The 10,838-nt window shown below is 30.9% G+C and carries 14 protein-coding genes and 1 riboswitch; of the genes, 12 read left to right on the top strand and 2 right to left on the bottom strand.

What is annotated here, in order from left to right:
* From RR430_RS08080 to RR430_RS08060, 5 genes are all read left to right on the top strand, one after another.
* Nucleotides 1-367 (top strand): NUDIX domain-containing protein (locus RR430_RS08080; protein WP_332508905.1); only part of this gene is annotated, 367 nt, incomplete at its 5' end.
* 116 nt (nt 368-483) lie between these two features.
* On the top strand, nt 484-918 hold the full coding sequence (locus tag RR430_RS08075; protein ID WP_332486274.1) for a DUF6323 family protein: 435 nt from the start codon (nt 484-486) through the stop codon (nt 916-918).
* Nucleotides 890-2,233 (top strand): DUF6179 domain-containing protein, encoded by a 1,344-nt coding sequence (locus tag RR430_RS08070; RefSeq protein WP_332508904.1) that lies wholly within the window; start codon nt 890-892, stop codon nt 2,231-2,233. Before RR430_RS08075 ends, RR430_RS08070 begins: the two co-directional genes overlap by 29 nt.
* Before the next feature lie 64 nt (nt 2,234-2,297).
* A complete protein-coding gene (locus RR430_RS08065) occupies nt 2,298-2,840 on the top strand; it encodes a DUF3783 domain-containing protein (protein ID WP_332486271.1) in 543 nt (180 codons plus the stop codon).
* A 75-nt stretch (nt 2,841-2,915) separates the two neighbouring features.
* Complete coding sequence (locus RR430_RS08060) at nt 2,916-3,866, top strand: L-lactate dehydrogenase (protein ID WP_332486388.1); 951 nt, start codon at nt 2,916-2,918, stop codon at nt 3,864-3,866.
* Nucleotides 3,867-3,882: 16 nt separating this feature from the next.
* Here RR430_RS08060 and RR430_RS08055 read toward each other — a convergent pair whose 3' ends face one another.
* A complete protein-coding gene (locus RR430_RS08055) occupies nt 3,883-4,785 on the bottom strand; it encodes a carbohydrate kinase family protein (RefSeq protein WP_332486269.1) in 903 nt (300 codons plus the stop codon).
* A 95-nt stretch (nt 4,786-4,880) separates the two neighbouring features.
* On the opposite strand from RR430_RS08055, the gene RR430_RS08050 reads away from it, so the two are divergent.
* From RR430_RS08050 to RR430_RS08025, 6 genes are read left to right on the top strand one after another with little or no spacing between them, the layout of a single operon-like run.
* Nucleotides 4,881-5,426, top strand: a complete 546-nt coding sequence (locus tag RR430_RS08050) for a DUF1836 domain-containing protein (RefSeq protein WP_332486268.1) — start codon at nt 4,881-4,883, stop codon at nt 5,424-5,426.
* On the top strand, nt 5,423-6,361 hold the full coding sequence (locus RR430_RS08045; RefSeq protein ID WP_332486267.1) for a carbohydrate kinase family protein: 939 nt from the start codon (nt 5,423-5,425) through the stop codon (nt 6,359-6,361). The genes RR430_RS08050 and RR430_RS08045 overlap by 4 nt, the downstream gene beginning before the upstream one ends.
* Nucleotides 6,358-7,269 carry a pseudouridine-5'-phosphate glycosidase gene (locus RR430_RS08040; RefSeq protein WP_332486265.1) on the top strand — a complete coding sequence of 304 codons (912 nt, stop codon included), beginning with the start codon at nt 6,358-6,360 and terminating at the stop codon, nt 7,267-7,269. Before RR430_RS08045 ends, RR430_RS08040 begins: the two co-directional genes overlap by 4 nt.
* Nucleotides 7,270-7,273: 4 nt before the next feature.
* Entirely contained in the window at nt 7,274-7,762 is a 489-nt protein-coding gene (locus tag RR430_RS08035; protein ID WP_332486263.1) for a phosphatidylglycerophosphatase A family protein, read from the top strand.
* Nucleotides 7,752-8,564, top strand: a complete 813-nt coding sequence (locus tag RR430_RS08030; protein WP_332486261.1) for an aminoglycoside N(3)-acetyltransferase — start codon at nt 7,752-7,754, stop codon at nt 8,562-8,564. Before RR430_RS08035 ends, RR430_RS08030 begins: the two co-directional genes overlap by 11 nt.
* 22 nt (nt 8,565-8,586) lie before the next feature.
* On the top strand, nt 8,587-9,201 hold the full coding sequence (locus tag RR430_RS08025; RefSeq protein ID WP_332486259.1) for a DJ-1/PfpI family protein: 615 nt from the start codon (nt 8,587-8,589) through the stop codon (nt 9,199-9,201).
* Between the two features lie 36 nt (nt 9,202-9,237).
* Here RR430_RS08025 and RR430_RS08020 read toward each other — a convergent pair whose 3' ends face one another.
* Nucleotides 9,238-9,699, bottom strand: a complete 462-nt coding sequence (locus RR430_RS08020) for a GAF domain-containing protein (RefSeq protein ID WP_332486257.1) — start codon at nt 9,697-9,699, stop codon at nt 9,238-9,240.
* 55 nt (nt 9,700-9,754) lie between these two features.
* Nucleotides 9,755-9,845, top strand: a riboswitch (TPP riboswitch).
* 32 nt (nt 9,846-9,877) lie between these two features.
* Here RR430_RS08020 and RR430_RS08015 point away from each other — a divergent pair.
* Complete coding sequence (locus tag RR430_RS08015; protein WP_332486256.1) at nt 9,878-10,438, top strand: energy-coupled thiamine transporter ThiT; 561 nt, start codon at nt 9,878-9,880, stop codon at nt 10,436-10,438.
* Nucleotides 10,439-10,838 lie beyond the last annotated feature (400 nt).

Genomic DNA, 10,838 nt, shown 5'->3' with positions numbered 1-10,838 from the left:
TCCTTATTTTGTATTAGTACAGGAAAGTGATGGACATATTGGGTTTCCTAAAGGACATATTGAAAATAATGAATCCGAATTGGAAACAACATTAAGAGAGATTAAGGAAGAGACTTCAGTTAATGCGTCGATAGTTCCTGGATTCTATAAAAAGGTTCAATATGAAAAGGATGATAATGTAATGAAACATGTAAGTTATTATCTTGCATATTATAATCAGCAAGAAATAGTAAAACATCAAAATGAGATTGCACAAATATATGTATTACCATTTGAGGAAGCTTTAGATAAATTGACATATGCTAACTCAAAGGAATTATTAAAACAAGCAAAACAAGAAATAAAAGAAGAGAATTTATCAAATTAATGATTAGTTCTCTTCTTTTTACATACTTATATTACCACAAAATCAGCTTTTTTTCAAGAGTTGTAACGGTTAGGGGGTAGTGATATAACTAATGGACACCAATGAGGAGGCTCCTATTGAAACTACAAGAAAGCACGATGCATCAAAATGAATTGATTAATCTTAATGAGTATTTGCTTACAAAAGGGTTTGAGTTGAGTGAGGAGGAAATCGCAAAATTAGTGCATGTGCAAAAAGAAATTTGCAAGAATTTAAAATGGATAGAATTGGATGAATCAAAATTATATAAAATTATATTACCTTACACACTATCTCCATATCTTAGTTTTGATAATAAAATGATTACATTAGAAAATGCTATATTAATTTACTATAAAATTAGAAGTATGTTTGATTGGCATTTAGATGATGAAACATGTATTACCACCTGTTTCAAAACTTACACTTCTTTATATGGGATTCAAGATAAAGAATTAATTAAAACTATTATCATAGGATTAAAGAAAGAAGGGTATAACAATAATGCGAACGATTTCAACGAATCATTTTAATAATGTCAATGTACTTGAATTAATTAATCATTGTAAGGAAACACAAGTAATAACTAAACAAAGATATAAAGAATTAATGGTTAATGTAAAAGAATTATCAAAGGATTTGGTTAATTTGTTTAATCATAAAAAAAGTTCATCAATTTCATTTGAAAATTATAAAATGGTTATGGATACTATTAGTTATTATGTAAATCATGGGATAAATAGTGAAAAAGATTTGATAGATACAAAATTAGTAGCTATTTATGAAAGAGGAGTGGATATTGTTAGTAAAGATATTGAAGAACTAAAAGAAATTTATCATCAATTAGTTTTGAATAGATTGAATGTAAGTAATGATCGATACAATAGTATATTAGATGAACAATACCCTAATTACTTTAAATCATTAAATGAATACCGTAGTATATTCAATCATACTATAGCAAAAGAAGATTTAGATTATCCATTGTTTGATGGAATGTCGATGGATCATAATATGTACGATTCAACTGGATCTGATTTATATCTTTATTATTTGAAAAGATTTAAAATTGAAAATGATTTTTGTAGAATATTTAAAGAAGATTTTTGCCAACTAATTAAAGAATTTGAGATCCAGCATGATGTTGAGAATAAATTTTTAAATATTAATTTTTGTGATTTATGTACTAATCAGTTTATAGCGAATAGTGTTATTAATAGAAATGGTATATTGCTAAGTGAAAATGACTATGAATACTTTAGTAAGATGGATAGAAAACAAGTTCTTGAAATTATCGCGAAGAATTATAATAATTTATCAAATATATTACCTAAAGAAATAGCGCAATACCTAAACTTATTTAAGGAACAAACGATAATGGGATTTAATAATTTTTATGATCATAATTTTGATTTTCTAGTATATGAACAAAAGACAAAGGAACAGTTTAATATTACGCTTTTAGAAACATCTGAGAATCAATTGTTCTTGCGAAACTTATGCAATTTACAACTATTGAATAATACAGAAGAAAAAGTGAACTATATTCATGAAAAAGAAGTGAATTTATTTGATCTTTTAGATTTGTTTGATCATGATATATTTGATGAGGAAGAGTTTATTGAATATTTTAATAGTTGTAGTAGTTTAGAACTTTCGCTGTTCATTAAACAATTGAATCCAAGTGTAGGTAAATTTAATGAAGTGGTTAAGATAGATGATAATTTATTTAGTGATTTTAGTGATGAATATTCTTGGGTTTTTTACTTCATAGAATTTTTAAAAGAATTGGATGGATTAAGAAGGAAAGAATTGGAAGAGTTATTGAATAAGATCAAGATAAATTAGAGTATATTTATCAAAATAATTTATGAAACATGATAATATAATTGTGTAAGGTAAGGTGGATAAAATGAAAAAGATTAGGCTTTATGGTTGTCCAAAGGAAATGGTTGAATCATACCAAAGAATTACACCAATTACTAAAGTTGAAGTTTCATCGATAAATGATGATGATTTAAGTATGACTTTAGAAGAATCTTTTAAAATAGACAACGATTATCATGAAAATAGTATTTATGAGGAAATGTTCATGATTATGCAAGGATTTGATACAGTTGCAATGATGGCTTTTTTGAATAAACTAAAAGAATTAGATATTCCGTTTGGTGGTATAAAAATCATGCAAACCGATCACAACAAGGATTGGAAATTAATGGAGCTATTTAAAGAAGTTAAACAAGAGCATGAATTGTTTCAAAAGAGTGAGGTTTTAAAACAGGTATTAATGTCGACTAATAATATTAAACTTCATAGTTTAAGTGAAAAAAAACAAGTGATATTTAAAGAGACTTTAATGAAAGGTTACATGATTTTGCAATCACCTGATCGTACTTTAGAGGTAGTTGAAGGTTCTATTAAGGAAATATTAAGCTTATTGAAAGAAATTCAATAAGTTTTCTTTTGGTAACTAGTAACCACTTGTGAAATATGATATCATACTAACTAGTTTTAAGGGGGGATATTAATGATGAATGAAAAAAGAAAAATAGTGCTTGTTGGTACAGGGTCTGTTGGTATGAGTATGGCGTATAGTTTTTTGACAACAGGTGGAATTGATGAATTAGTACTTATTGATGTAAATAAAGAAAAGGCAATTGGGGAAGCGATGGATTTACAACATGGTTTACCATATGCACGTTCAAACATAACGATTCTTGCTGGTGATTATAGTGATTGTAAAGATGCTCAAATTGTTGTGATAACCGCAGGTGTTACACAAAGATCAGATGAAACGCGTTTAGATTTAACAGCAAGGGATACTGTTATTATTAAAGATGTTACTGAGAATATTATGAAAAGTGGTTTTGATGGAATCATTATTGTCGCAAGTAATCCAGTAGATGGAATGGCATATGTTGCGCATAAAGTTAGTGGTTTACCAACAAATAGAGTAATAGGTACTGGTACTTTATTGGATACAGCTCGTTTACGTTTTATGATGAGTGAATATTTGAATATCTCAACAAGTAACATTCATGCTTATATTATGGGTGAACATGGTGACACAAGCTTTGTACCTTGGAATAATGCTTATATCGGGTGTAAACCATTATTAAATTTACTTGATGAGGAGAAAAGAAATCTAGAAGATTTGCATAATATCTATGTACAAGTACAACAAGCGGGTTATGAAATAGTAAAACGTAAACATTCTACATATTATGGAATAGGATTAACATTAAATCGCTTAGTACAAGCAGTATTAAATGATGAAAATAGTATTCTTACTGTATCGGCATATCAAGCGGGAGAATATGGACAAGAGGGTTTATATATTGGAGTGCCAGCAATTATTAATCGTAATGGTATAAGAGAAATTATGAAACTAGAGTTAAATGAAGTTGATCAAACTAAGTTTAATAATAGTTGTAAAACAATAAAAGAAATAAATAAAACAATTATTGATCCACTATTATAAAAGATAAGGCTAAAATTTACGCCTTATCTTTCTTTTCGTTTAGTTTAATTCTTCCGCCAGGATGTCTAGTTGCTAAAGCGCCAAATTTTGATGCAATCTCCAAACATTCTTGAGTTGTTAGATTGTCCAATAAACTTGATATGAACGCTCCTACAAAACTATCACCAGATCCGGTGGTATCGATAGGTTCAACTTCGACGCTTGGAATAGATAGTATATTGTTTTCTACATAAGTAATAGAACCTTCGCTTCCACATGTCTTAATTATGACACGAAGATTATCTTTGATTATATTTGTAATATGGGGAATGCTTAATCGTTTAACTAAACAATTAATCTCATATTCATTTCCTTTTATTATGGATGATAATTCTACGCATTCCTTTAATAATGTAATTTCAATTTGATTGATCAGTGACCCTAAATCAAAAATAATATGTTTTCCTTGATGAACCATTCTTAATAGAAATGGGACTATTTTTTGGGATTCATCTTTATATGTTAAAAATATTCCAGATAGATAAATCCAATCTATTTCATTTATTATTTCCTGGGGGATACGATTCTCATCGAAGTTACCTTCTATTCCGTTGTAAGTTAAGAATGTTCGTTCTTTTGTTTTGTCGATTAATATAGTGCATGTTCCGGTTTGACCCTGTTCTTCATACAAACAAGAGCAATCGAATCCTTCATCTTTTAAGTCTTGTATATATTGAGCGTATACATTAGGGTCAAGTGCAGAGTATAAAACTGGTTCTTTGCCTAGTCTTTTTAATACAGTTGCGACATTTAAACATGAACCTCCAAGCATGACTTTTTTGGATTTAATTAAAATGTCATCTCCAGAGGAAGGTAAATGATCACACTCTAATATCTCGTCTATACAGCAACCACCTAATAATAATACTTGTCGTTTCATTCTTCAAACCCACTTTCTTTAATTATTATATCTAAAAATTAGGAATAATGTTAAAGAAGTATGATAAAATAAAATTAATTAGTGAGGATTTTATAATGAATAAAGAACTAGAGCAATGGAGTGAACAAGTAAATAATGTACATCTACCTCGATGGGAAGAACTTCCTGACATGGATTTATATAAGGATCAAGTAATTACTCTTATAGAAAAGTATGTGGGGGCACTTATTGAGGATGATGAAAAAATATTGACTCCTTCAATGATTAACAATTATGTTAAGTGGAAAATGATTCCAGCACCAAATAAAAAGAAACAGTATAATCGTGTGCATTTTGGATACTTAATAGCAATTACAATACTTAAGCAAGTTATGACAATCAAAGAGGTAAAAGAAGGGATTTTATTCCAAGCTAATCTTACGGGGACTCATCGTGCTTATAATTTTTTCTGTGATGAACAAGAGAATGCGTTGAAATTAACGATGTCGTTGATTAATCCTAAACTAAAATACAATCAAAATATTGGACCAATTAAAGAAGATGATATTGCATTAAAGATGTCTGCACTGGCATTTGCAAATAAGATAGTTGCATCTAAAAAGGTAAAGATACAAGAAGAAAGTCTTCGAGGTGAACAATGAACAAAGTTTTTGTAATTGGGGGAGCAAATGTTGATATTTGCGGGGCAAGTTTCAAACCTTTACTTATGTATGATTCAAACCCAGGTGTAATAACTACTTCATTTGGTGGGGTAGGAAGAAATATTGCAGAGAATTTAGCGAGATTGGGCAAAGAAGTTTACTTTATATCAATTTTTGCAGATGATTTATATGGTATTCAATTAAAAAAACATTGTGAAGATGTAGGCATGAATTGTAGTATGTCTAAAGTGGTTCATGATGCTAGGTCATCTATATACTTGGCCATATTAGATGAGTCGCATGATATGCATTTAGCGATGAGTGATATGGATATCTTAAATCATATGGATGAAGAAATGTTAGAACCGATTCTAGCTAAAATAGAAAAAGATGATTTGTTAGTTATTGATACTAATTTAAAAAAGGAATTAATAGATTATATAACAAGGAATACATGTGCTAAGATTGCGATTGATCCTATTTCGATTGCTAAAGCAAATAAAATAGAAGGAATTTTGAATCGTTTTGCTATCTTTAAACCTAATAAATATGAATCTAAAATATTTACTAATATTGATATTACGGATAAGCAATCAGCTATTGATACATTAGATTTTTATTTGGCTCAAGGTGTTGAGGAACCTATCATTAGTTTAGGTGAACAAGGGGTTCTTGCGGGGACTAAAGACCATAAAATTTGGGTTAAACATAAAATGGTGGATATAGCTAATGCAACCGGTGGTGGAGATGCCTTTCTTGCATCGTACATTTTTGCGAGAATGGAAAAGAAGTCTGTTGATGAAGCAGTTGAGTTTGCGATTGCTGCTGCAGTATGTACAATTACAAGTGTACATACGGTAAATCCATCGTTATGTGTTAAACTTATAGAAGAAACAATTGAAACATTGGAAATTGGAAGGAATAATTTATTATGATGATTAGAATAAATCCAGAAGTTCAAAAAGCGTTAGATAACAATCAACCAGTTGTTGCATTAGAATCAACAATTATATCTCATGGAATGCCTTATCCACAAAATGTGAAAACAGCTTTAGAAGTAGAAGCTATATTACGTGAAAAAGGAGTGGTTCCAGCAACTGTTGGAATTATTGATGGAGTAGGTGTTGTAGGTATGACACCTGATGAAATAGAAGAATTTGGTAAACGCGGTGGAATCATTAAAGTATCTCGTAGAGACTTACCAGTAATTATGTCTAAAAAACTATGGGGTGCAACAACTGTTGCGACTACAATGATTTTTGCTGCAAAAGCGGGTATTGAAGTGTTTGTAACTGGTGGTGTTGGTGGAGTGCATCGCGGTGCTCAAGAAACGTTTGATATCTCAGCTGATTTACAAGAACTTGCGCATACAAATGTAACGGTAGTTTGTGCTGGTGCAAAAGCAATTCTTGATTTGCCATTAACATTGGAATATTTAGAAACATTTGGAGTTCCTGTCTTGGGATACAAAACAGAAGAATTAGCTGCTTTCTATACTAGAACTTCAGGTTTGAAGGTAGATTATAAAATGGATAGTGAAAAAGAAATCGCTGAAGCAATTTTTGCAAAACGTGAAATGGGGCTTGATGGTGGTGTCTTAATAGCAAACCCAATTCCTGAGGAATATGCAATGGATAAGGATGAAATGGATATAGCTATTAATCAAGCATTAAAAGAAATGGATGAACAAGGAGTTCATGGAAAAGATTCTACTCCATTCTTATTAGCTAAGATTAAAGAAATTACTGGTGGAAAGAGTTTAGATTCAAATATTCAACTTGTATTTAATAATGCAAGAGTTGGTGCGGAAATCGCCAAAGAAATTTGCAATCTAAGAGGATAAATATATGTATGATGTATGTGTTCAGTTATTACAAGATCGTGGCGTTAAACTAGAAGATATTGCTGAATGCGCGATAATGTTACAAAAAGATTATTTTCCTGATTTGAGAATGGAAAATGTATTACAAGATGTAAAACAAGTAGTTGCTAAAAGAGAAGTACAACATGCTATAATAACAGGTATAAATTTAGATATTATGGCAGAGCAAGGCAAACTACCTAGTAAAGAACTAGAGGATATACTAATGGATGATTATTCATTGTATGGTGTAGATGAAGTTCTTGCTTATGGTATTTGTAATATTTACGGTTCTATTGCATTAACAAACTATGGATACATTGATCGTGTAAAACCTGGAATTATTGCGTTTTTAAATAATCATGAGGGGCCTCAATGTAATACATTTTTAGATGATATTGTAGGGGCGATAGCAGCTAGTGCAGCAAGCCGTATTGCACATGGTAAGGAAAAAGGGGATAACGGTGAAAAGTAAAAAGATTGTTACAACAGTATTAACAAAAAAGGACTTGATGAAGAATTTTATTGAACTTGGAATAAAACCAGGAATGATTTTAGAAGTTCATGGATCTTTATCGAGTTTTGGTTATGTTGTTGGAGGAGCTCAAACAGTTGTTGATGCACTTATTGATGTTGTTGGATATAGTGGTACTATTTTAATGCCAATGCATTGTGGAAATAATACAGAACCAACGTTTTGGGTTAATCCGCCAGTGGAACTTGGACTTGCGGAAACAATTAGAGAAAATACACCAGCATTTCATAAGAAAGAATCAGAAACTATGTGTATGGGTGTAATCGCAGAGAATTTACGGCGTCGTGATGGGGCAGTAATGTCAAGCCATCCTAGCGTTGCATATGTAGCTTGGGGGAAATATGCTAAGTTATTATGCAATCGTCATTCGTTGCATTTTTCATTATCAGAAGAATCACCTACTGCAAGATTATATGAATTAAAAGGTTTTATACTTCTACTAGGTGTTGGGTTTAATAATTGTACTGCTCTTCATTTAGCTGAATATCGTTCGGATTGTCGTCCTATTTTGTTACAAGGAGCTTCAGTTGAACTTGAAGGAAGACGAGTTTGGAAGAAATATTTAGATATTGATTTAGATAGTGAACAATTTGTACTGGTGGAATTAGAGTTAAGAGAAAAAGGTGCAATGAAGACCATGAAGATAGGTAATTCAGATACTAAGTTATTTAGAGCTGATGTTGCAATTGATGAAATGGTTAAATGTTTTGAGTCAAGAAGTAAATACGAGATATATAGATAAACTGAATATTGAGGTATTAGTTATGAAGAAAACTGCGGTGATCGTATTTGAAGGCTTTTGTTTATATGAAATTTCAGTATTATTAGAAGTTTTAGTGCTGAATGAAAAACCGGTAGTATTTGTAGCTAATACATTGAATTCTATTCAATGTGAAGAAAAAATGAAGATTGTTCCTGATTGTACGTTTGATGATATTGAATTAGATGAGTTTGATTCTTTGGTTATGACTGGAAGTTATGCTGAGGGTTTATATCTCAATTTTAAGGATAGTAAGCTTCATGAGTTAATTCGAAATGCTGAAAAAGAGGGTAAGTTAATTGCGGCGATATCTTCTGGTCCAATGGTTTTAGCAAAAAGCGGAATAATGAATAATCGTAAGTTTTATAGCGCAACTGATCGAAAATGGTTTTTGGAAGATCCTAATATGAAATTAGGGGAAGAACAAATGAAATATTTGATTGACCATCCAACAATGAAAAAAATGGAATTAGAAGGAATTGTGATTCCAGATACATGTATGGATAATAATGTATTAACCGCATATGGGTGGAAGTTTAGAGAATGGGCAATGGAAATTGCTAAATGTTTAAATATTCAAGGATATCCTAGTTCATTTGGATTACCAAGAGAAAAATAAAAGGGGTGTTATAGACTAATCTATAACATCCCTAATTTATTTCCAATTGAATTTAAGATAAGCATTGCTAATTAGTGTACATATATTTTTAAATTCTTTGGCGTCATTATCGTTGAAACGATAAAGTGTTGGTGAATCTATGTCTAAAACAGCTACAACAGTATCGTTAACAATAATGGGAACAACTAGTTCGCTTTCAGAAGCACTATCGCAAGCAATATGACCATCAAATTCATGGACGTTTTTGACTACTTGAGTTTGTTTATAGGATGCAGCTTTACCGCATACTCCTTTATTTAGTGGAATGTGAGTGCAAGCTACTTTGCCTTGAAATGGTCCTAAAATTAATTCGTTGTTTTGTAGAAAATAAAATCCTATCCAATTTATGTTATCCAATGTTTCGTTGATACATGCACTAACATTTGCTAATGCAGCAATTTTATTTGATTCTTCTAGTAATGATTCTACTTGAGCGTTTAATAATGGGTAATCTATCATTGTTATTTTCCTCTATGTTTACATTGTATCATACTATATTTAATGTTATAATGAAACCCGTGAACAGGGGTGCACATCGTGCTGAGAGTTAACCCTTATCACCTGATCTAGTTAATACTAGCGTAGGGAGTTCTTAGCTTTTATCCTTACGCCTTTGAACAATCGGAGGTGTTTTTTTATGAAAATTAACGTAAAAGATCTTAGCTACATGGCTTTGTATGTAGCATTATCGGTAGTATTGGAGTATGTAAGTAAGTTTATACCTATACTTCAAATGCCAAGTGGGGGAAGTATTACTTTAGGTTTACTACCTGTATTTATGGCGTCGTATCATTTGGGATGGAAAAAGGGATTGAGTGTTGGGCTATTATGGTGGCTAGTATCATCATTAATGGGGTTGAACGAATGGTATTTAAATCCAATTCAATATTCACTTGATTACATCATTCCTGCAGCAATCTGTGGTTTAGCGAGTTTGTTTCCTAAGGTTGGTAAAATATCTAACCTGTATATCGGTATGGTTATTACAATGTTTGCAAGATTTGCAGCTCAAGTGATTTCCGGAGTATATTACTGGCCAGCAAATGAAGTTGCGGGTAGTGGAGGAGCTTGGATTTATTCACTAGGGTATAACTTTGGGTATAACTTTGTAACACTTATCTTAGCTGCAATACTTGTACCGCTACTTGTTATTCGTTTAAACAAGACAGAACGTTTCAATTTTATTGGTGTTAAATAATCAAAAGAAATAAGGTATAACTCACCTTATTTTTATTTTGTTTAATAACATTATTTTAAGAAGAATTGAATTTTATTTTATTAATATATTATTTATTATAAATACCAAATATGACTGAAGATATATTGGAAAGAATTCTGTTTGTCTTAATTATATATATAGAAATGAAACAAGTTAATTTCTATGTTCGTTTGAAGTGGAATTAAAAGGTATGATATTTTGCATAAATAATCGACTCATACTACCTCTATTCTAATTATTGATGAGTGTGATATAATAAACGAGGTTTTATTTGGACAAACTGATTTGGAAAGGAGAAATATACATGTTGCCTATTGTAGGTTCAATGGTATATATTCAAAGTTTCAAACATGATGGGTCCTTACATCGCACATGGGCT

It is taken from the genome of Anaerorhabdus sp. (genome assembly GCF_036641015.1).
Taxonomy (GTDB): domain Bacteria; phylum Bacillota_I; class Bacilli_A; order Erysipelotrichales; family Erysipelotrichaceae; genus Anaerorhabdus.
This window is presented reverse-complemented; position numbering and strand designations above follow the sequence as displayed.

Coding starts and splice junctions, on each gene's coding strand:
- RR430_RS08070 (WP_332508904.1), top strand. CDS start 890: ATGCGAACGATTTCAACGAATCATTTTAATAATGTCAATGTACTTGAA.
- RR430_RS08065 (WP_332486271.1), top strand. CDS start 2,298: ATGAAAAAGATTAGGCTTTATGGTTGTCCAAAGGAAATGGTTGAATCA.
- RR430_RS08060 (WP_332486388.1), top strand. CDS start 2,916: ATGAATGAAAAAAGAAAAATAGTGCTTGTTGGTACAGGGTCTGTTGGT.
- RR430_RS08055 (WP_332486269.1), bottom strand. CDS start 4,785: ATGAAACGACAAGTATTATTATTAGGTGGTTGCTGTATAGACGAGATA.
- RR430_RS08050 (WP_332486268.1), top strand. CDS start 4,881: ATGAATAAAGAACTAGAGCAATGGAGTGAACAAGTAAATAATGTACAT.
- RR430_RS08045 (WP_332486267.1), top strand. CDS start 5,423: ATGAACAAAGTTTTTGTAATTGGGGGAGCAAATGTTGATATTTGCGGG.
- RR430_RS08040 (WP_332486265.1), top strand. CDS start 6,358: ATGATGATTAGAATAAATCCAGAAGTTCAAAAAGCGTTAGATAACAAT.
- RR430_RS08035 (WP_332486263.1), top strand. CDS start 7,274: ATGTATGATGTATGTGTTCAGTTATTACAAGATCGTGGCGTTAAACTA.
- RR430_RS08025 (WP_332486259.1), top strand. CDS start 8,587: ATGAAGAAAACTGCGGTGATCGTATTTGAAGGCTTTTGTTTATATGAA.
- RR430_RS08020 (WP_332486257.1), bottom strand. CDS start 9,699: ATGATAGATTACCCATTATTAAACGCTCAAGTAGAATCATTACTAGAA.
- RR430_RS08015 (WP_332486256.1), top strand. CDS start 9,878: ATGAAAATTAACGTAAAAGATCTTAGCTACATGGCTTTGTATGTAGCA.